Consider the following 20,057-nt stretch of genomic DNA (forward strand, 5'->3'; position numbering starts at 1 on the left):
ATCAGGCCACTTCTTTTCGGTTTTCCAACACCTCGTCCACAGTGACGATGCGCGCAAAACGACCGGCAAGAACCAGTTCTGTACGGGTCGCAATCTGTGCCGCAGAAAAGACCTCGCCAGACGCATGTGTCATGGGGAAGGTCAACGTCGCCTCAGTCACGAAATCCACCGCGTAGCCCAGATCAGCACCTTGTCGCGTTGTTGTTTCGCAGCATTGTTCGGTGCGAATGCCGGAAACAATTAGCCTGTTGATGCCGTGTTGCGTCAACCAGACATCGAGCCCCGTGCCGATGAAAGCGGAGTGGCGGTTCTTGCGGAAGATGGCGGCAGGTGCAATGCGAATGCCATCCAGCGCCCGAACAAATTCACTGTCTTCGGCAAAAGCGCTATCCCCATCCACATGGAAGATTTGAACCACTGGAATGCCCGCCGCCTGCGCGCCATCGATCAACCTTTGCTGTGCCGCCAGATAGGCGGGCAAACCGCTTTCGTCGAAATAGGGCGTATGGCGAAATGATTCCTGCACATCGATAACCAGAAGCGCTGTGTTCTCATAGGACATTTTCTGTATCTCCGGTTTGTTAGAAATACAGTTTTTATCATTCCATAGAAAGCGGAAAGACAGGTAAACGCCGAATTGAGGACGTTTTCGGCCATCGCGACAATGATCAGGCATGGCCCGCGCATAGTGTTGCTTGTCAGTTTCGGCGTGGTAAGGTGCCGCCAGCATAAAGGGAGATGAGAATGCTGCGTTTCGGAATTCTATCAACGGCGAAAATTGGTCGGGAACTGGTGATTCCCGCCATTCAGGATGCGGAAAACGCGGTGGTCACTGCCATAGCCAGCCGTGATTTGGCCAAGGCGCGGCAACTGGCAGATCGTTTTTCCGTGCCGCACGCCTTCGGTTCCTATGAGGAAATGTTGGCCTCCGACCTGATCGATGCCGTCTATATTCCGCTGCCCACCGCGCAACATGTGGAATGGACGATCAAGGCGGCGGATGCAGGCAAACATGTGCTCTGCGAAAAGCCGATTGCCCTTAAGGCAGACCAAATCGACAGCCTGATTGCCGCGCGAGACCGCAACAAGGTGCTGATTTCCGAGGCCTATATGGTCGCCTATGCGCCGGTGTGGCTGAAAGTGCGTGAGTTGTTGGCGGCTGGTGCCATTGGCACGCTGAAACATGTGCAGGGCGCATTTACCTATTTCAACCGCGACCCGGCCAATATGCGCAATATTCCCGAACTGGGTGGCGGCGTTTTGCCGGATATCGGTGTCTATCCCACCATCGCGACCCGGTTTTCGACCGGTAAAGAGCCGCAGCGCGTTCAATCCGTGGTGGAGCGCGATCCGGTGTTTGGAACCGATATCTACGCCAGTGTGAAGGCCGATTTCGGAGACTTCGAGCTGAGCTTTTATATCTCTACCCAGCTGGCGGCACGGCAGATCATGGTGTTCCACGGCACGGAAGGCTACATCGAGGTCAAATCACCGTTCAATGCTGACCGATGGGGTGCGGAAGAGGTCGAACTGACCAACCAGAACCACGGCCAGTCGCAAATCTTCCGCTTTCAGGATAGTCGCCAGTATCGTCGCGAGGTGGAAGCCTTTGCCACCGCAGCGCAAGGCGGTAATGCGGACGTCGTTTCCCTCGAAAGCTCCCAAAACAGCCAGCGCTTCATCGATGCAATCTATCGCGCCGCCGAAAAGGATGGCTGGGAAACGGTCTAAACGACCATCACGCGTCGCTTCAACGCTCGGCGGTAACCAATCGCGCCGAGCAGTAGCGCCGCAACGGCGCTGGTCGCATAAGCGACAGGCCATTGCAGTATGGGGTTGCGTGCCAAAATCAGCGCGAAAAGCCCGTAACTGACGATGATGGTCATGGTGCTGATGGCGGTCGCCAGAAAGCTGCCGGACGGGTGTGTGCGGCGCAGTATGATGGAAATGCCGACGACAGCGAAAAGCGCGCCAAAAAAGCGCGCAACGAGAACATTTATGCTGGCAAAATCAACCAGGCCATATGTGACGACGCCGTCCACCACCACAAACGCGGCATTCAACACGATGAAAGGCAATAATTTCACATCTAGCGTCCCGTCATCCCCTATGTGACGCGGGCACTATAACGCAATTTCCACTGGCACAAAGCGCTCAGGCCGTCCGCATCTGCTGAATTACCAATGTCGCGGCAAAACCACCCGCCATGCCGGCGTTATAGCCAGCCAAAGCGATCAACAACGAAAGCAGATGAAAGCCAGTCTGCGAGACAAATGCGGCGGCGATAAATGCAGCGACGATCAACAGGCCCACGCCCGCGATGGCCACGGCAGAGCGCAGCAAAAGTGCGGTGATACCAAGCGAGATTCCGAGAATAAATACCATGATGCCGCTCCTCCTCCTAAGGGCCTGAGGAAAGGCATCTTCATCCTCAAAAACCCGCATTCTCCTCCAAGCATGCACTCTTAACGCCGAACCCTAACATCTTGTCGCAAATTTGTTAAATTCAATTTTGCTAAAACGGAAAAATCATCGTGATGAGCCGGATTTGCGAATCGCGTGCCTTAAGGTAGAAACGGGCATGAGCGATATTTTCAGCCAGCCACCACTCAGCAATCTCACCGAATTCTCCGTCTCGGAGCTTTCCGGTTCCATCAAACGCACGGTGGAAACCGCGTTTGATCAGGTGCGTGTGCGTGGCGAGATTTCCGGTTATCGCGGCCAGCACACCTCCGGCCATGCGTATTTTTCGCTGAAGGATGATCGCGCCCGCATCGATGCCGTCATCTGGAAGGGCAGTTTTTCAAAACTGAAATTCCGCCCGGAAGAGGGCATGGAGGTGATTGCAACAGGCAAGATCACCACCTTCCCTGGCTCGTCCAAATACCAGATCGTCATTGAAAACCTGGAGCCAGCCGGTGCCGGTGCCCTGATGGCGCTGTTGGAAGAACGCCGCCGCAAGTTGGCTGCCGAAGGCCTTTTCGATCAGGCCCGCAAGCGCCGTCTGCCTTACATGCCCAGCGTCATCGGTGTCGTCACCTCACCAACCGGTGCCGTCATTCGCGATATTCTGCACCGCATTTCAGATCGTTTTCCCGTGCATGTGCTGGTCTGGCCGGTCAAAGTGCAGGGCGAAGGTTCGGGCGAGGAGGTGGCAAACGCCATTCGCGGCTTTAACGCGCTCGAATCCGGCGGAGCCATTCCGCGCCCGGATGTTCTGATTGTCGCCCGTGGTGGCGGCAGTCTGGAAGATCTCTGGAGCTTCAACGACGACATCGTCGTGCGTGCTGCGGCGGAAAGCGAAATCCCACTGATCTCCGCTGTCGGCCATGAGACGGATACCACACTTATCGACCACGCCGCCGATGTGCGTGCGCCAACACCCACCGGCGCTGCGGAAATGGCTGTGCCTGTGCGCGCCGATCTGGAAGCTCAAATTGCGGGCCTTTCTGCCCGTCTCTCCGGCTCCATATCTCGCCAAATGGACAATCGCCGCCAAGGCTTGCGCGCTTTGGTGCGGGCGCTTCCCTCGCTCGATCAACTTCTCGCTTTGCCGCGCCGCCGTTTCGATGAGGCGGCAAGCGGCCTTGGTCGCGGGCTGGAATTGAACACACTCAACAAACGCCGCAGCTTCGAGCGCACCGCATCCGGTCTGCGCCCCGATGTGCTTGCCAATGGCCTCAGGCAATTGCGCCAGCGTGTTCAGGAGCGTATGCAGCGCGCCGAAGGGCTGGTGGAGCGTCGCCTCCTGCAAGCGCAAGCGCGAGTATCATCCTCGGATTCATCCCTGCGTTCTCTGCCCGCCCGTCTTCTCGGCCAGCTGGAACGCCAGAAGGAAAGGGTGTCAGGCGCATCCCGCCGCACGGATACCGCCGTGCTGCACCGCATGGCCCAAAACCGCTCCGGCATCGTCGCCCATGACCGCATCCTGCAATCGCTATCCTACAAAAACGTCCTGAACCGTGGCTATGCCGTCATCCGCGACGAAGAAAACCGCCCGCTGACCCGCGCCTCTGCCGTGGCATCCGGCGTTGTGGTGTCGATGGAGTTTGCCGATGGCCGTGTTTCTGCCGTCGCTGGTGGTGCGGATGTTCAGCAAGGTGAGGCGGTGACTTCTGCACCAAAAAAGAAGCCAGTCAAAGCACCACCATCAGGTCCGGTTGATCAGGGCAATTTGTTTTAAGAATACCGCGGGTCTGTCGTCCCTAGCCTACGCCAAGCCCACCGTCGTCATGCTCGGGCTTGTCCCGAGTATCTGCTACGTCGCAATTTTAGAGACGTGATGAGATCCTAGGGACAAGCCTTAGGATGACGAGGCACAAAAGAGCATAGCTTGCTATCAATCTCTCTTTTGGCATATTTTAGCGGATCACTCCTCACTCAAAATCCGCCAAAAACACCTTCAGCAGCCGGTTAAACTCACCTCTGTCTTCCACACTCATGTTTCCAATCAGCCGATGCTGGTTCGCCACATGCCCCGTGACAGCCTCCTCCACTGTCGCAAACCCCTTGTCCGTCAAGGCAATCAGCACACTGCGCCTGTCATCAGGGTTGTTGATGCGCTCCACGAAGCCTGCTTTTTCCAACTGGTCGATACGGTTGGTCATGGTGCCGGAACTTACCATGGTCATGGCCAGCAGTTCGCCCGGCGAAAGCCGGTAAGGCGTGCCCGCCCGCCGCAATGTCGCCAGCACATCGAAAGCGGAAGATGAAAGCCCGTGTTGCAACAGCACGGCTTCCACCTCACGGCCAAGATGCGTGGACAGCCGGTGCAGGCGCCCGATGATGCCCATCGGCTCGACATCCAGTTCGGGCCTTTCCTGCGCCCACTGGGCCAGAATTCGGTCGACATGATCGGGTGCGGGGTTTTCTTCCATAGGAAATGGATATCATCAGGTGTCTTGACGTCAAGATAAAACGGCGTATCCTGAATTTATCTTGAAGTAGAGAATCTTGAAATGAAGAAAAATACACGCCACGTCACGGATGTGGCTCTCACTGCCATAGCGCCGGCCATTTGGGGCAGCACTTACATCGTCACGACATCGTTTCTGCCGCATGGATACCCCATGCACGTCGCCATGCTGCGTGCCTTGCCCGCCGGGTTGTTGCTGCTGCTCTTCGTGCGCAAACTGCCATTCGGCATCTGGTGGGGTCGCGCCTTTATTCTGGGTGCGCTGAATTTTGCATTCTTCTGGGCGATGCTTTTCGTCTCGGCTTACCGTTTGCCGGGTGGCGTGGCGGCAACCGTGGGCGCAGTGCAGCCTTTGATCGTCATTGCTCTGTCGCGGTTTTTTCTGGGCAGAACCATCCGCTCCCTCGCCATCGTCGCGGGCCTCATCGGCATGGCAGGGGTTGCATTTCTGGTGGTGACGCCAAGTGCGGCGCTTGACCCGGTAGGCATAGCGGCGGCGCTTGCCGGTGCGGTTTCCATGGCTTTCGGCACGGTGTTGACCCGCCATTGGCAGCCGCCTGTTTCCAGCCTCACATTTACGGCGTGGCAACTCACGGCGGGTGGTCTGCTTCTGGTGCCGGTCGCCCTTTTCCTGGAGCCTGCTCTGCCCACGCTCACCGCGCAAAACATGCTGGGCATGGCCTATCTGGGCCTGATCGGCGCTGCCTTCACCTATATTCTGTGGTTCCGTGGCCTGTCGCGCATCGAACCATCCGCAGCGGCATCACTCGGTTTCTTAAGCCCGGTCACCGCCACGCTCTTGGGCTGGCTGGCGCTCGGTCAAAGTCTTGCGCCAGTCCAGATCGCCGGTTTCGTCATGGTTATGTTCAGCGTGTGGCTCAGCCAGAAAAGCCAGGCCCCACGCTAGAGCATGTCGCGCAAAAGTGCGAAGCGGTTTTGCGATAACGACATGCGTAAAACTTAAAGCCTTATCAGGCCCATTCGCCCTTGCGCATGACAGGCACTTTCGAACCATCGGCTCTGACACCGTCAATATCGACCTTGTCGGAGCCGATCATCCAGTCGATGTGGATCAGGCTGGAATTGCCGCCCTGCGCCTTGATCTGCTCCTGGCTCAGCGATGCGCCATCAAGGAAGCACTTGGAATAGCATTGGCCAAGCGCGATGTGGCAGGAGGCATTTTCGTCAAACAGGGTGTTGTAGAACAGGATGCCGCTGGCCGAGATCGGCGAGGAATGCGGCACCAGCGCCACTTCGCCCAGACGCCGCGCACCTTCATCCGTATCCAGAACCTTGTTCAACACCGCTTCGCCCTTTGAAGCCTTAGCCTCGACAATACGCCCGCCTTCGAACTTCACCTGAATATTGTCGATCAACGTACCCTGATGAGACAGCGGCTTGGTGCTGGACACATAGCCATCCACCCGCAGCGCATGAGGTGTGGTGAAGACTTCTTCGGTCGGAATATTCGGGTTGCAGGTCACGCCATTTTTGGCGGTGGAAGCGCCGCCATGCCATTCATGGCTGTCCGCAAGGCCAATCGTCACGTCCGTGCCGGGCCCGGTGAAATGCAGCGAGGCAAAACGTTCGCCGTTCAGCCATTTGGAGCGCTTGGCAAGGTTGGCATTGTGCTCTGCCCATGCGGCAACCGGGTCTGCCACATCCACACGCGAAGCTGCGAAAATCGCATCCGCAAGCTTCTTCACGGCCTCGTCTTCCGGCAGATCAGGGAAGACCTGCTTTGCCCAGGACGGGTTGGGATAGGAAATGATGTTCCAGTTGATGTCAAAGTTGGAAATCTTCTCCAGTGCCGGCTTGTAAGCCATGGAGTTTGCCTTGTTGGCACGCGCCACCTTGGCCGGGTCTTCATCGGCCAGCAGCATGGGATTGTCGCCCGAAATGGCAAGGCGCGCCGCGCCATTGGCATAGGCCTTGGCCATGCCCTCATAAAGCCAGCCGGACGCCCGATCGAAATTCGCATCGCTTGCGTGGCGGTAACGCGCCAGCGTGGTTTCCTCATCGGAATAAAAGGTGGTCACGAGCCCGCTGCCCGCCAGATAGGCGTGCTTGGTCAACTGTCGCACCAGCGGCAACGCGGCCAAAGGCGCGGTGATGACCAGATCCTGATCCTTCTGTAATTGCAGCCCGACCTTGACGGCCACTTCGGCCAGTTTTTCGAGTTTGACGGGATCAATGGGGGGAATCGTCATGGCATACCTTCATCTGTCTTTATCGCGAGGCGCAAAACATAGCCCATTCACCACGAAAGCCAACCGTGTTTTGCTTCAATCGGCAACGAGTGGCGCGACGATGGCTTTCAGAACGGCTAGTGAGTCTTTCGGCGAAAGCCGCACCTGCAAACCGCGCTGACCGCCGTTGATGTAAACATGGTCGTGGTCGATGGACTGCGCTTCGATGGCAGTTGGCACCAGCTTTTTCTGGCCGAAGGGGCTTATCCCGCCGACGTGATATCCGGTCGCACGTTCGGCATCCGCAGGCTTCATCATATTGGCAGACTTGCCGCCAAACGCCGCCGCCAGCTTTTTCATACTCACTTCACGATCAGACGGCACGACCACACACACCGCTTTGCCATCTACCTCGGCCATCAGCGTTTTCAACACCAGATGCGGTGCCGCCCCAATTGCTTCCGCCGCCTGAAGGCCAATGCGGTCCGCAGTCGGATCATAATCATAAGTAACAGCCGTGAAGGCCACGCCTGCCTTGGTCAGTGTCTGCGTGGCACGTGTGGTTTTTGACATGGTCGTTCTCGCTCAACCAAACAGCGTGGCATAGGTTTCGGGCTTGAAACCCACCGTTATCTTGCCTTTGGCCTCGAGTACGGGCCGCTTGATCATGGAGGGCTGCGACCGCATCAGGGCGATCGCCGTGTCGCGGCTCAGATCAGCCTTCTGCGCATCATCCAGCTTTTTGAATGTCGTGCCGGCGCGGTTCAACACCGTTTCCCAACCGGCAGCATCACACCATGCGTTCAGATGCTCCGCATCGATACCAACGGTTTTGTAGTCATGAAAAGCATAATCGATGCCGTGCGCTTCCAGCCACGTGCGCGCCTTTTTCATCGTGTCGCAATTCTTGATGCCGTAAATGGTGATCGTCATTCCGCTCGCCTTTTCCTATTCAAACTATCGCATAACAAAATATCCGGTGCATTCAAATGTCGATAAGCTATGCGAATTTGCAATGGCTGGCATCCAAACCAGTTCGAGCTAAGCTGCATGGCTTCCTTGCTGCATCATGCGTTGTAGAAAGATCTTTCAATGCTCATATTCTGTGCAACACAAGGAGATCAAAATATGCGTTCCGTTGCTAAGACATCCCGTAAGTTTTTTGGCGAAACCTTTGCCGTTTTCGGCGCCGCAGTCGCAGTATCTGCGGCAGTTCGCGCTCACCGCAAGCCTACAGGCGCAGACCTCGACGCACTCGGCATCGATCGTTCCGCCTTCGACAATGTTAATCTCTAAGATGTGAGTGTTTGCTGGCGAGGCGCCATTGCCTCGCCTTGGTCGTGGGAGATGTAAATCCCTCAGTCGCCACAGGCATTAAGCCTCTCTAATCGTCTCGAAGCCTGCTGCTCTGGCAGTCCTGACGAATTTTCGGTCGAAGGTCACAAAGCCATCGCAATGCGAAGCCCTTGTCAAATGCAGGGCGTCAGCAAAGTCCATACCTTGTTCTGATAGATCGAGCGCTGCCGCAACGGCATCAGCATCCTCAATGGTCACGGTTGGCAACCCTCCGAGTGCGCGCAGGCCACGAATAATGTCTGCACAAGCGTACTCATATGCGCCTCGCAAAACCCATTCCACTTCCAGCAGAATTGTCACGGTTACGAAAACCATTTGCCCGTCTATGATCGTGCGTGCACGGCTGGCCTGATCCGGGTCATCGCCGGTCAGGTAGCGGATGATGATGTTGGTATCAATCGCGATCATGGCGTCTGCGGGATTCGGCGAGAATGGCTGAATCCATCTCATCCAGCGTTTTGGGCTTTCCACTGAATGGCAACATGCCAAACACGCTGCCTGCTTCGCTTGCAGGGAAAGCAGGCGCGCGTCTTAAAAGAATGCCTTCGGGTGTTTCCTCAACAATCAGCCGCGTTCCGGCCTCCCACTCCCGACGCTGCCGCAGAGCTTTGGGAAGAATGACCTGTCCCTTCGTCGATACTGTGGTTGTGAGTGTTTCAGTCCGCGCCATCATATTCGCCATAAAGGTAAGACGATAGTAAGATAACGGTTTGGTACCAATATTTCAAGGCAGTTGACCGCAAACAAAAAAACGGCCGATGCTTTTCAACATCGACCGGCTGATTTTACAAAACTGCCGCAGCAATCATTCCCACTCGATCGTGCCCGGTGGCTTGCTCGTTACATCGTAAACCACGCGGTTGATGCCCTTGACCTCGTTGATGATGCGGGTTGCCGCACGGCCAAGGAAGTTCATGTCATAAGGGTAGAAATCCGCCGTCATGCCGTCCACTGAGGTCACGGCGCGGAGCGCGCAGACGAAGTCGTAGGTGCGGTAATCGCCCATGACGCCCACGGTCTGCACCGGTAGCAGCACGGCAAATGCCTGCCAGATGGTGTCGTAGAGACCGGCCTTGCGGATTTCATCGAGATAGACGGCATCCGCCTTGCGCAGAATGTCCAGCTTTTCGCGGGTGACAGCGCCGGGGCAGCGGATGGCGAGGCCTGGACCGGGGAAGGGGTGGCGGCCGATGAAGCTTTCCGGCAGGCCGAGTTCGCGGCCAAGGGCGCGGACCTCGTCCTTGAACAGTTCACGAAGCGGCTCCACCAGCTTCATGTTCATGCGTTCCGGCAGGCCGCCCACATTGTGGTGGCTCTTGATGGTGACCGATGGACCACCGGAGAAGGACACGCTTTCGATGACGTCCGGGTAGAGTGTACCCTGCGCCAGAAACGAAGGTGCGCCCTTGCCATCAGCGGCAATCTTTGCCGCTTCTGCCTCAAACGTTTCGATAAACAGACGGCCGATCGTCTTGCGCTTGGCTTCCGGGTCCGCCACGCCAGCCAGTTCCGAAAGGAACAGGTCAGCCGCATCCACATGCACCAGTGGAATGTTGTAGTGGTCGCGGAACATGCCAACGACCTGTTCGCTCTCGGCCAGACGCATCAGGCCGTGATCGACGTAAACGCAGGTCAGCTGATCGCCAATCGCCTCATGAATGAGGATCGCAGCCACAGACGAGTCAACGCCGCCGGAGAGTGCGCACAATACGCGTTCATCACCAACCTGTTCACGAATCTTGCGGATCATCTCGGCGCGGTAGGCCGCCATGGTCCAATCGGATTTCAGGCCGACGATCTTGTGGACAAAGTTGGAGAGCAACTTTGCGCCATCTGGCGTGTGCACCACTTCCGGGTGGAACATGGTGGTATAATACCGGCGTTCTTCATTGACGGCGATGGCGAAAGGCGCGTTTTCGGAGGTCGCGGCCACTTCAAAGCCTTCAGGCAGTTGCGTGACGCGGTCGCCATGGCTCATCCAGACCGGATAACGTCCGCCCTGTTCCCAGAAACCTTCGAACAGCGGGCTTGCCTTTTTGATTTCGATATCGGCGCGACCGAATTCCGCCGCATGGCCACCTTCAACAACGCCGCCAAGCTGGGTGCAGAGCGTCTGCTGGCCGTAGCAAATGCCAAGGATGGGAATGCCCGCATCAAACACCGCCTGCGGTGCGCGTGGGCTGCCTTCCGCCGTGACAGATGCCGGGCCACCGGAGAAAATCACGCCTTTCGGCTGCAACTTCTCGAATGCTTCTGCCGCGCTCTGGAACGGGTGGATTTCGCAATAGACTCCGGCTTCGCGAACACGGCGCGCAATAAGCTGCGTCACCTGGCTGCCGAAATCGATGATGAGGATGCTGTCGGGATGGGCTATCTGGGTCATGGCGAGCCTTTAAAGAAATCCGGGGCTTTAGGCAACCCGGCAGATGGCCTGAAAAGCCAGAAAATAAGCCTTTATGCAAGCGCCTAAAGGGTAATCGCCCCATCTTCGATGCCATGGAACAGTCTGTCCACCGCATCCGCCAGCTTCTCATCGATGATGTGCAGATACTCCGTCCAGTCATTGATGTGGTGTACATCCGCCTTGCCATCGGAAATGCCGCGAAGCCCGATCAAGTGAACGCCGAAGCGCTGGCAGGCGCGCAGAAGGGCAAAGGTCTCCATCTCCACCATGTCGGCATCGATCTGGTCATACAGCGCGCTCGACGAAACGACATTGGCACCGGTGGAAAGCCGTGCTTCGGCAACGCCCGGAATGCGAAACGGCAAGGCAACTTCGGCCGGCAGGTCCAGAAACGGCGTGCGGCCCTTCTCAAAACCGAAACCCGATGCATCCATGTCGCGGTAGGACACGGAGCTTGCCTGATAAATTTCCGCCTGCTCCAGCACCCGTGACCCGGCAGACCCCAGCGAGATAACGAGATCAGGCAGATGGTCAGCTGCATCCAGACCCGTCAAAACGGCGGTCAGGGACACCGCGGCCTCCACCGGCCCAACGCCGGTCATCAGCGGCTTGAAGCGGGCTTTCAAATGCGGCCCATATTCAGCATCCGCAGCCATCACGAACAGCAGGCGTTTGCCCGCCACACGCACTATTTCATAGCTCATTCGTTGAAACCCTCGCGGCCTTTCACGACCATCATCGTGCCTGTCATGGAGGCGATCAGCTTGGCCGGACCATCGGAAAGCGCATAGGCGCGGCCATCCGCCACGATGATATTGCTGCCCGGTTTGGTAATTTCGCCGCGAAACAGAAACCGCTCACCGCGCCCCGGCGACATCAGATTGACTTTGAATTCGATGGTCAGCAACGAGGCTTCCGGCTCGATGATCGTATAAGCGGCATAGGTGCAGGCGGTGTCGAGGGCGGCGGCAATCACGCCTGCGTGCAGAATACCATGCTGCTGGGTCAGTTTCGCATGAAACGGCAGTTCGATTTCCACAAGCCGGTGTTCAATGCGCGAAATTTCCGCATTGATCGCCTGAACGACGCCCTGACTTGCAAAACTCTTCTTTATCCGCTGGCGATAGTCGCCGGGATCGGTCATCTCCATGCCCCTGCCTTTCACTGTCCTACCAAAATGACATGGCGTGTGGATTGCTTCAAGGCAAGGGCAGAGGCGTGATTAGTTTAGATAAACAATGCTGGCATTCAGTGCTGTGGCGAAGGCAACCCAGGCTGCATACGGCACGAAAAGCCACATGGACAGCCGATCGCGGCTGTAGGTCATGATGATGAAAGCGATGACGCAGACCAGCATCGGCACGATCAGGATCAATGCGCCAAGCGGGCTTTCCATGCCGAAGAAAATCGGTGACCACATGAAATTCAGCAGCATCTGGCTGCCCCAAAGCTGCATACGCCCGCCCATGCGGCTGCGTAGCCATGTGCGTGCACCAGCAATGCCGACCATCACATAAAGCGCGGTCCAGACCGGGCCAAAAATCCAGTTGGGTGGGTTGAAAAACGGCTTGTTGAGCGATTGATACCACTCGCCCGGCACGTTGTTGATGCCGATAACTGCACCGGTGGTTACGACGACAAAGACGAAGACGGTATAGACCAGCGCATTTTTCATGCGGCATGAATGCGCGGACGCAGGTTTGGTTCCGCTGCTTTTCCCAATAATCAGCGCACCAGTCTGACGATGTGCTGGTCCCAGGCCACATCGCTTGTGTTGGTGGAAAATTGCCCGTCATAGGACGAAGCGACGATGCCCCTTGCGGCGGCTGCCACGCCCGCGGCTTCCCGCAGGGTTTCCTGCGACATAACCTTTCCACTTTTTTCATCCAGCGTAATTTTTGCATTGCCATTGGGAGACGTCAGCCCGACGATGCCATCCCGCCTGTTGATGGCAATAGCGCCGACATAGTTCGCCAGCCGCTGGGTGGTTTCGTCCGGCAGATGGATGAAACTGATGTCATCGCCCTTGGAGAAATGCCCTACCAGTGGCGGAAGATCATTACGTGGACCCTCATATTGGCAGGCAAACCATATGCGTCCGTCACTGCCAAGATCGACATGGCGGGTGGAAAGCTGGCGCAGTTTTCCACTCAAGCCATGTTTCTGGATCGGACGTCCCGTTGCCGCATCCAGCAGCACCAGTGAGGGCTCCATGGCGTCTATGTTGAGCTTGGTACGGCCAAAATCCGGGTGCGTTTCAATGCCGCCATTGGCGATGATGATCATCTTGCCGTCATCGCTCACCGTCATGTCATGGGTGCCGATGCCGCCCGCATCATATTCACCGATGCGGCGAAAGCCGTTCTTCGCATCGTAAAGGCCGATAACGCCGCGATTTTTGTCGAAGTCGTTTTCGCTGGCATAGAGGATCGAACCATCCGGCGAAAATTGCCCGTGACCGTAAAAATGCCGGTTCTCCGGCGTGTGCATGACAATGGGTTCATGGCGTTTACGTGGATTAAACGCCATAAAAAACGTGCCGGGCCTGCGGGCAAAAGCAACCACCATGCCCGTCGCATGGCTGCTCGCCATGCCATGCGCGCGGGCTGGAAGCGTTTGCCGGTCGATGATTTCTCCCGCCTCGCTGACAACAGCCACGCCGTAAGAGCCATCGCGGGCGCGAAAGGCGGATGCAAAAACCGCATCTGCCCGCTCCAGCGCATACAGCGAGCGTGGTCCAAGCGACGCCAGAAACGGCAAGCCTGCCGCCTTGAGAAAGCTTCGGCGGTCTATCAGCAGCCGTTTATCGCGCGCCACGGTTCAATCTCCATCTGCAAAGGAAAAGCCGGAGCTGAGGCCAATGGCGCCGCCATATTGGTCATTCAGACGGTAGATCAGGTCTTTGCCGTTCAGCAGCAGGTAATCCACCTTGGCGCGTTCCTTGTCATCAGCCAGCGCCTTTTCCACATCCGGCTCAATCGTCCCGGCAACACGCACCATGGATTTCGACAGGAAATCGATGGAGCCGATGATGGAGCGCTGGTCCGGCGGTAGGAGGTCGGTCATACCCGCCTTGCGCAGCAGGGTTTGCACGGCGGAAATATTGTCGCCAATGCTTTTCCATGTCAGGCCGGAACGCCAATAAATGGCCGTGCGCGGAAATTTCGCATTATCCGGCCCTTTGTAAAAGGTTTCGATACGCTGGTCGCGAATGGCTTCGGCACCATGCACCAGCACACCCAGCAACGCGACGAGCACCTCCCGCTCGTCGCGGTAAGTTGGGTTATTCGGCCCCGGTGCTTTCCAGTTCTTCGCCACACCTTCAGGCGCGTTCCAAAGGTCGGAAAGCTCGGTGCCAATATTGGCGACATTGCCCGCAATGGCCGCGCCATAGCGGCAACGAAAACCACTTTTCTGGGCCAAAACATCGTCAGAGCCGGGGCCGTAAAGCACATATTCCAATGCGCCCAGCCCCTGTGCGGCAACGCTTTTGCCTTTCAGCCCATCCGCGGTCGTTACGCTCTCATCTTTTTCGGAGAGATAACGCTGCACCTGTTTCAGCCCAAGGCTTTTTTTGTCGGGATAATACAGCACCCGCTCAAACCGGTTCTGCTGGATAACTGGTCCGACGCGGACGATCTCTATGCCCGCCCATGCGTGCGTGGTGTCGGCAAAGCTTGCTTTTGCAGCGTCCAACGCCTCTTTCGAAGGCGCAGCGCACAACGCCTGCACTTTGCTTTCCAGCGCCTTCGCGCTGTCGCGAAAGCTGTCGTAACCGGGGCGGATAAAACCATCCACGGCCTTTTCCATCACGGTTCGCACTTTCACCGGGTCAAGCGGCGGCGGGGGCATCAGTTCCACATCCTGCGCCATGGCAGCGTTGAAGCTGACCAAAAAGGTCAGCGGCAGAAGAGCCAGATATTTTCGCATTGTGTGTCCCATCAAAGAGATCCCAGATAATTGAGCAAAGCCTGCCGGTCAGATTTTTGCAAGGCCGCAAAGGCGTCCCGCGCCTTTTGCGCTTCGCCTCCGTGCCACAAGATAGCCTCGGACACACTGCGCGCCCGCCCGTCATGCAAGTAAAAATCGTTGCCGTTGATGGTTTCCGTCAGACCGATGCCCCACAGCGGCTGCGTACGCCATTCCTGCCCGTTGGCGTCTCCGACCTGCTGGCCATCCGCCAGCCCTTCACCCATATCGTGCAGCAAAAAGTCGGAATAGGGCCAGATCAGCTGGAAGGAATGCAGCGGGTCATTGGTGTCGCGTTTGGTGACGAATTTCGGTGTGTGACAGGCCGCGCAACCGACGTCATAAAACATCTGCTTGCCGTGCAAAACGGTTGGGTCATCCACATTGCGTCGCACCGGCACGCCCAGATTTTCCACATACAATGTTACCAGATTCAGCACGGGGGAGGGCGCTTCCACATCGCCCAGCCGCTTTTGCACGCCATCAGGCATGGCAAGACAGTCAGGCTGTTTCTCCGTGCAATCGCCGTAGGAATTCGGCGCATCCGGCGTGGAAATACCGATGTCATGGGAAAATGCACTGGCGGCCTGATCCCGCACCGTGGCGTTCTGCGCCTTCCAGCCAAACCGTCCCAGTTTCACCTCGCCACTGCGGTGGTCGCGGACCCATGCGGGCTTGCCTGAAATGCCCTCGCTATCCGGCTTGGCAAGTGCGAGAATATCCTCGTCGGCTATAGCTTCGATCAGCCCAAGTCCAAGCGTTGGCTGCGCAATGCGCGCCGAAAGCGTTGTGTCCGCTTCAAGCGGCCCGTAAGGCAATCCCTCGACGTTGTAAGTCGGCTTTCGCAGGGAAACCACTTCACCACCGGCCAACGTCACGGTTTGCTTTTCATACGAAAATGCAAGCTTGCCTTCGGATTTCAATCCGGGAACGGCAAGGTTCTGCAACTGCCCGCCATAGGTCGCATCGGGGAAATTCAATATATTATGCTGGCGTATCGCCTGCTCTTCATCCGGCGTGCGTGCGGGTCGTGCCAGACGCAGGAACATCGAGACGGCGTCTTCGCCCTCTCTCGGCGGACGCCCGCGTCCATCCCTGATGTGACAGGCCTGACAGGACCGCGCATTATAAAGCGGCCCCAGCCCATCCGATGCCTGGGTGGAGGAAGGGGAGGACACCCATAGTTTTTGGAACAGCGCGTTGCCGAGCTTGAAATCCTGCTCCCGCTCAAACGTCATGTTGGCAGAAGGGTGCGAAAAAGCGCCGCTGTCCGGAGTTGCAACCGTGGTCGTTGCCCCGGCAGACATTGCTTCGAAAGGCTCCGCCTTGGAAAAATCCGTCGCGGGCTTCGTGACCTGACGCACGCGTTCGCGGTCTTTGGCGGTGAGGTCGGGACGAGCGGTGGTTTCAGCCACGGCAATGGTGCTGATGGCTACGATGAAGAGCGGACAGGCAAGGCGGATCGACCGCGAGAGTTTCATAAAAACGTGTCCGTAGCAGGAAGGCGCACAGTTACCCCTCCGCCGTCATGTGACCGTGCGTCTGCACGGTCAAAGAAACCCTTCGCACCGCAGACGCGGCGCTGCGGGATCCCGGATCAAGTCCGGGATGACGGAGTGTGAGGAACTGCATGCTGCGCAAAATGGCTCGCCTACACATATTTCGGCAGAGGTATGGGGCCGCATGTCATCCACGCGGCCCGCAGCGTCTTACTTGAACACCGCGTTCGGGTTGTCGAGGCTCTCGGAGCCTTCCAGCTGAATCTTGCCCAGATCAAGCGCGGCAATCACGCGCTCGATGGTCTTGGTCTGGTCCAGAAGCCCGTCGATGGCGGCTTGCACAACGGCGTTGCCGTCCTTGTTGCCTTCGCCGATCATCTGGTCGTAGGCTTCAACGGTCTGGCCGCGCTTTTCCATGGTGTGCATGGCGTCCAGCGTCTTGTTGAGCTTGCCCTGCATTTCTGCGTCCAGCGTCTTGTCGCTGGCGGCCACGAGCTGCGAAAGCGATGGGCCGGTCAATTTCTTGCCGTCCAGGGTGGTGTATTCGCCGGTATAGGCCGACGCGATGCCAACCGCGTCATAGAGGTGCGAGTTGTAGGTGTTGTCGGAGAAGCAATCATGCTCTTCTTCAGGATCGTGCAGCAAGAGGCCGAGCTTCATGCGCTCACCCGCCAGCTCGCCGTAAGACAGTGAACCCATGCCGGTCAGGATCGCAGTCAAACCCTTCTTCGGGTCGGCTTCCACGGTCTTGGCCGCTTCGCCGTCCGGTGCCCAGTTGTCGGTCATTTCCTTCAAGTCGGCCACCAGAAGCGTCGATGCCGCTTTCAGGTAATCGGCGCGGCGGTCGCAATTGCCGTTCGTGCAATTCTTGGTGTCGTAATCGGTGTAGGGGCGGTTGCCAGCGCCCGGTCCTGTGCCGTTCAAATCCTGTCCCCAGAGCAGGAATTCAATGGCGTGATAACCCGTCGTGACGTTGGCTTCCACTTCGCCGGCTTCGGCAAGGCTCTGGATCAGTTCTGGCGTAATCTTGGAGGCATCCACCTCTTCGCCGCCAACCTTGATTTTTTTGTTGGCGATGATGTTGGCGGTGTAAAGCTCGTTCTCATCGCTTTCGGTGCCGTAAGAGCTATCGACGTAATCGATCAAACCCTCATCCAACGGCCAAGCATTCACTTTGCCTTCCCACTCGTCGACGATCGGGTTGCCGAAGCGGTACACTTCCGTCTGCTGGTAAGGAACGCGAGCCTTTATCCACGCTGCCCGTGCTGCTTTCAGGTTTGCGTCGCTGGGTGTTGCAATCAGCGTGTCAATTGCCTTGTCCAGAGCCTGCGCCGTCGTCAGCGCATCCTGATATTTCACATGCGCCAGTTCCGCATAATGCTTGACCACGGCTGCCGGATCGGTCGCGGCGCGCGCAGGAAGGGCGGTGAACGTGGCCGAGGCGGCCAGAAGCGCGATACTTGCGCCAAGAACGGTTTTGCGGAACATGAAATCTCCTATCCAGCCCTCTCGTAACGAGGCTGTGAAGGCGAGTTCTGAACCAATCACAAACTTGTGTCAAACATTCTAGTTTAGAAGCTTTCCAAGCAAGCCGCCGGATTTTGATCCGGCGGGTCACAACGGTTGCAGCGTGTTTAGACGGCGCGCTTCATGGTGCAGAAGAAGAAGCCGTCCGTATCGGTGCTGGCAGGTGTCAGCGTCACGGTTTCGCCATCCGGCGAATGTGGTTTTGCGGCCTGCGCACCGAATATGCCGGTCCAGCGGTCGAGTGCCGATTGGATGGAAAACTCCGGATTGTCCGCACAGAAGCGGCGAACCTGACGTTCGTTTTCTTCCGGCAAAACGGAACAGGTCACATAAAGAAGCTCACCACCGGGACGCACGAACAGTTTTGCCTGATCCAGCGCCGCGGCCTGCTGCTCGACGCGCTCTTCCAGGTTCCGCTGCGTCAGACGCCATTTGGTGTCAGGCCGACGACGCCATGTGCCGGTGCCGGTGCAGGGCGCATCGACCAGAACGCGGTCGAATTTGCCTTGATACCGTTCAAGACCGTCAGAGCGATCATGCACCTGCACATTGCGGGTACCAGCACGCTTCAGCCGTTCGATGATCGGTGCCAGTCGCTTGCGGTCCGCATCGAAGGCGTGCACCTGGCCCTTGTTGTTCATCGACGCAGCCATGGCCAGCGTCTTGCCACCACCGCCCGCGCAATAATCGAGAATCTGTTCGCTTTCCTGCGCACCGGCCAGATCGGCGACGATCTGCGAACCCTCGTCCTGAACTTCGAACCAGCCCTTCTGGAAGGACAGTTCGGCAGTGACGTTGGGCAGGCGCGATGGGCCAGCGCCTGCGGCAATTCGCACGCCTTGGCGGGCAATGCGCGTCGGCTCGGCACCAGCGTCGGCCAAGGCTTTAACGACCTTCTCGCGGTTGGCTTTCAGCGTATTGGCACGCAGATCAAGCGTCGGGCGCTCGTTCAGCGCCTGCGCCTGTCGCAGCCAGTCGTCACCAAAGGTCGCTTCAAAGGAAGCCTGAACCCAATCGGGAATGTCACCCTGAATGTACAGCGGTGCATCAGAGAGGGAGCGCGATGAGAAGGCTTTGATCGCGTCTTCTGACAGCGGCGCTGGCGCAAACTTGTCGCCATCGAATTCGGCGGTCAGTTGTTCAACTGTTTTGCCCCATTGGCGCAAGGTCACGGCGTAACCCAGCGCATGCGCGCTATCGTCATCCATCAGCCATGCGTGGGAAAGTTTCATGCGCAGAGCATCGTAAACGATGTTGCCAATCGCGGCTCTGTCACCGGAACCGGCAAAACGATGCGCCAGCCCCCAGTCTTTCAGTGCATCGGCCACCGGGCGCCTGCGCGCTTCGATATCTGCCAATACTTCGATTGCTCCGGCTAAACGCCCGCCCAAACGCATTGTCTACCTCTTTGTGTGAATAGCCCGGTAGGTAGACGTGAATGGCGGCGAGGGCAAGTCCTAGAGCGCCATGCGTCTGAAAAGACGCATAAAGCATAATGCGCTTATCAAGAATTCGCGAAGATGAGCGCATTCCGGCTTAGTTGGACGCCATCACTTCATAACAGATCTTGGCAGTGCCGGAATTGATCATGCCGACTTCCTTGGCAGCAGCCTTGGAAAGATCAAGCACGCGTCCCTTGATGAACGGGCCACGGTCGTTGATGCGCACCACGACAGCCTTGCCGTTGCGTGCGTTGGTCACCTTTACCTTGGTGCCGAAGCGCAAGGAGCGATGTGCAGCCGTCAGGTTGGAAGGGTTCATCCGCTCGCCGGAAGCAGTCTTGGAGGTCAGTGCATACCAGGATGCACCGCCGCAGCCATTAGCCGCATTGGCTTCAAGTGGAGCTGTGAAGGAACAGACGGCTATAGTTGCCGCTGCAAGAGTCATGTTTCGAATATACGTCAAACTGTGCTTCCCCGATACTCGGCCCCGCGCCGATCGATTAGGCTGGCTGAATTGAAATGATCTAGGGCGAGGGAAAAATGGCAAAAAATGGCCAAGCGCTAATCACGAAGTGTTACAGTCTGTAACATTCGTGATCGATCGGCGACGAATCAATTTAGATAGCTTTCGATGTTTCCAGAAAAAATTTCTTTAGAATCAAGGCGGAACGGGAATTCCATTGCAAAACCACGATTGCGTGAGTCAGATCACGAAAACCCTGTGAAATATTTTTCCAACCCATGAAAATTTTAGCC

23 protein-coding genes are annotated in these 20,057 nt (G+C 57.3%); 4 read left to right on the top strand and 19 right to left on the bottom strand.

All coding sequences use genetic code 11. The features are described 5' to 3' along the window. Position 1: 1 nt before the first annotated feature. A complete protein-coding gene (locus RMR16_RS14690; RefSeq protein WP_320200166.1) occupies positions 2 to 562 on the bottom strand; it encodes an isochorismatase family protein in 561 nt (186 codons plus the stop codon). Positions 563 to 744: 182 nt separating this feature from the next. Here RMR16_RS14690 and RMR16_RS14695 point away from each other — a divergent pair, with 182 nt between their 5' ends. Continuing rightward, on the top strand, positions 745 to 1,731 hold the full coding sequence (locus tag RMR16_RS14695; protein ID WP_320200165.1) for a Gfo/Idh/MocA family protein: 987 nt from the start codon (positions 745 to 747) through the stop codon (positions 1,729 to 1,731). Here RMR16_RS14695 and RMR16_RS14700 read toward each other — a convergent pair. Both RMR16_RS14700 and RMR16_RS14705 read right to left on the bottom strand, forming a co-directional pair. Further along, the gene (locus RMR16_RS14700; RefSeq protein ID WP_320200164.1) at positions 1,728 to 2,087 is read right to left on the bottom strand and encodes a hypothetical protein; all 360 of its coding nucleotides are present in this window, start codon (positions 2,085 to 2,087) and stop codon (positions 1,728 to 1,730) included. The genes RMR16_RS14695 and RMR16_RS14700 overlap by 4 nt on opposite strands. A gap of 67 nt (positions 2,088 to 2,154) precedes the next feature. After that, complete coding sequence (locus RMR16_RS14705) at positions 2,155 to 2,385, bottom strand: hypothetical protein (protein ID WP_320200163.1); 231 nt, start codon at positions 2,383 to 2,385, stop codon at positions 2,155 to 2,157. Between the two features lie 196 nt (positions 2,386 to 2,581). Between RMR16_RS14705 and xseA the strand changes: the two genes are divergently transcribed. Further along, complete coding sequence (gene xseA, locus RMR16_RS14710; protein ID WP_320200162.1) at positions 2,582 to 4,183, top strand: exodeoxyribonuclease VII large subunit; 1,602 nt, start codon at positions 2,582 to 2,584, stop codon at positions 4,181 to 4,183. A gap of 193 nt (positions 4,184 to 4,376) precedes the next feature. On the opposite strand, the gene RMR16_RS14715 is transcribed toward xseA, so the two are convergent. Continuing rightward, complete coding sequence (locus RMR16_RS14715; protein ID WP_320200161.1) at positions 4,377 to 4,877, bottom strand: MarR family winged helix-turn-helix transcriptional regulator; 501 nt, start codon at positions 4,875 to 4,877, stop codon at positions 4,377 to 4,379. 81 nt (positions 4,878 to 4,958) lie between these two features. Here RMR16_RS14715 and RMR16_RS14720 point away from each other — a divergent pair, with 81 nt between their 5' ends. After that, positions 4,959 to 5,822: an EamA family transporter gene (locus RMR16_RS14720; RefSeq protein WP_320200160.1), complete on the top strand. Its 864-nt coding sequence runs from the start codon at positions 4,959 to 4,961 to the stop codon at positions 5,820 to 5,822. A gap of 64 nt (positions 5,823 to 5,886) precedes the next feature. Here RMR16_RS14720 and RMR16_RS14725 read toward each other — a convergent pair whose 3' ends face one another. The 3 genes from RMR16_RS14725 to RMR16_RS14735 all read right to left on the bottom strand — a co-directional run bounded on the left by RMR16_RS14725 (position 5,887) and on the right by RMR16_RS14735 (position 8,037). Then, positions 5,887 to 7,125 (bottom strand): aminopeptidase, encoded by a 1,239-nt coding sequence (locus RMR16_RS14725; protein WP_320200159.1) that lies wholly within the window; start codon positions 7,123 to 7,125, stop codon positions 5,887 to 5,889. A 75-nt stretch (positions 7,126 to 7,200) separates the two neighbouring features. Next, positions 7,201 to 7,677 carry a Cys-tRNA(Pro) deacylase gene (gene ybaK / locus RMR16_RS14730; RefSeq protein ID WP_320200158.1) on the bottom strand — a complete coding sequence of 159 codons (477 nt, stop codon included), beginning with the start codon at positions 7,675 to 7,677 and terminating at the stop codon, positions 7,201 to 7,203. A 12-nt stretch (positions 7,678 to 7,689) separates the two neighbouring features. Next, the gene (locus RMR16_RS14735; protein ID WP_320200157.1) at positions 7,690 to 8,037 is read right to left on the bottom strand and encodes an ArsC family reductase; all 348 of its coding nucleotides are present in this window, start codon (positions 8,035 to 8,037) and stop codon (positions 7,690 to 7,692) included. Between the two features lie 195 nt (positions 8,038 to 8,232). Between RMR16_RS14735 and RMR16_RS14740 the strand changes: the two genes are divergently transcribed. Next, positions 8,233 to 8,400, top strand: coding sequence for a hypothetical protein (locus RMR16_RS14740; RefSeq protein ID WP_320200156.1), 168 nt, complete (start codon positions 8,233 to 8,235; stop codon positions 8,398 to 8,400). 78 nt (positions 8,401 to 8,478) lie between these two features. On the opposite strand, the gene RMR16_RS14745 is transcribed toward RMR16_RS14740, so the two are convergent. The 12 genes from RMR16_RS14745 to RMR16_RS14800 form a co-directional block, all read right to left on the bottom strand. Next, on the bottom strand, positions 8,479 to 8,868 hold the full coding sequence (locus RMR16_RS14745) for a type II toxin-antitoxin system VapC family toxin (protein WP_320200155.1): 390 nt from the start codon (positions 8,866 to 8,868) through the stop codon (positions 8,479 to 8,481). Then, positions 8,855 to 9,130 (bottom strand): AbrB/MazE/SpoVT family DNA-binding domain-containing protein, encoded by a 276-nt coding sequence (locus RMR16_RS14750; protein WP_320200154.1) that lies wholly within the window; start codon positions 9,128 to 9,130, stop codon positions 8,855 to 8,857. The genes RMR16_RS14745 and RMR16_RS14750 overlap by 14 nt, the downstream gene beginning before the upstream one ends. A gap of 135 nt (positions 9,131 to 9,265) precedes the next feature. Then, positions 9,266 to 10,843 (bottom strand): glutamine-hydrolyzing GMP synthase, encoded by a 1,578-nt coding sequence (gene guaA / locus RMR16_RS14755; protein ID WP_320200153.1) that lies wholly within the window; start codon positions 10,841 to 10,843, stop codon positions 9,266 to 9,268. Between the two features lie 83 nt (positions 10,844 to 10,926). Next, positions 10,927 to 11,568 carry a 5'-methylthioadenosine/S-adenosylhomocysteine nucleosidase gene (locus tag RMR16_RS14760; RefSeq protein WP_320200152.1) on the bottom strand — a complete coding sequence of 214 codons (642 nt, stop codon included), beginning with the start codon at positions 11,566 to 11,568 and terminating at the stop codon, positions 10,927 to 10,929. Further along, positions 11,565 to 12,014, bottom strand: coding sequence for a PaaI family thioesterase (locus tag RMR16_RS14765; protein ID WP_320200151.1), 450 nt, complete (start codon positions 12,012 to 12,014; stop codon positions 11,565 to 11,567). The genes RMR16_RS14760 and RMR16_RS14765 overlap by 4 nt, the downstream gene beginning before the upstream one ends. A 72-nt stretch (positions 12,015 to 12,086) precedes the next feature. After that, positions 12,087 to 12,539: a TspO/MBR family protein gene (locus tag RMR16_RS14770; RefSeq protein WP_320200150.1), complete on the bottom strand. Its 453-nt coding sequence runs from the start codon at positions 12,537 to 12,539 to the stop codon at positions 12,087 to 12,089. A gap of 50 nt (positions 12,540 to 12,589) precedes the next feature. After that, on the bottom strand, positions 12,590 to 13,681 hold the full coding sequence (locus RMR16_RS14775) for a DUF1513 domain-containing protein (protein WP_320200149.1): 1,092 nt from the start codon (positions 13,679 to 13,681) through the stop codon (positions 12,590 to 12,592). A gap of 3 nt (positions 13,682 to 13,684) precedes the next feature. Beyond that, positions 13,685 to 14,806, bottom strand: a complete 1,122-nt coding sequence (locus tag RMR16_RS14780) for an imelysin family protein (RefSeq protein ID WP_320200148.1) — start codon at positions 14,804 to 14,806, stop codon at positions 13,685 to 13,687. Continuing rightward, positions 14,806 to 16,314, bottom strand: coding sequence for a di-heme oxidoredictase family protein (locus RMR16_RS14785; RefSeq protein ID WP_320200147.1), 1,509 nt, complete (start codon positions 16,312 to 16,314; stop codon positions 14,806 to 14,808). The genes RMR16_RS14780 and RMR16_RS14785 overlap by 1 nt, the downstream gene beginning before the upstream one ends. Positions 16,315 to 16,542: 228 nt before the next feature. Further along, complete coding sequence (locus tag RMR16_RS14790) at positions 16,543 to 17,820, bottom strand: imelysin family protein (protein ID WP_320200146.1); 1,278 nt, start codon at positions 17,818 to 17,820, stop codon at positions 16,543 to 16,545. A 146-nt stretch (positions 17,821 to 17,966) separates the two neighbouring features. Continuing rightward, a complete protein-coding gene (locus RMR16_RS14795; RefSeq protein ID WP_320200145.1) occupies positions 17,967 to 19,256 on the bottom strand; it encodes an RsmB/NOP family class I SAM-dependent RNA methyltransferase in 1,290 nt (429 codons plus the stop codon). Between the two features lie 139 nt (positions 19,257 to 19,395). After that, positions 19,396 to 19,746 carry a septal ring lytic transglycosylase RlpA family protein gene (locus RMR16_RS14800; protein ID WP_320200375.1) on the bottom strand — a complete coding sequence of 117 codons (351 nt, stop codon included), beginning with the start codon at positions 19,744 to 19,746 and terminating at the stop codon, positions 19,396 to 19,398. Between the last annotated feature and the right edge of the window lie 311 nt (positions 19,747 to 20,057).

The organism is Agrobacterium sp. rho-13.3, from assembly GCF_033957765.2.
Classification (GTDB): Bacteria; Pseudomonadota; Alphaproteobacteria; order Rhizobiales; family Rhizobiaceae; genus Agrobacterium.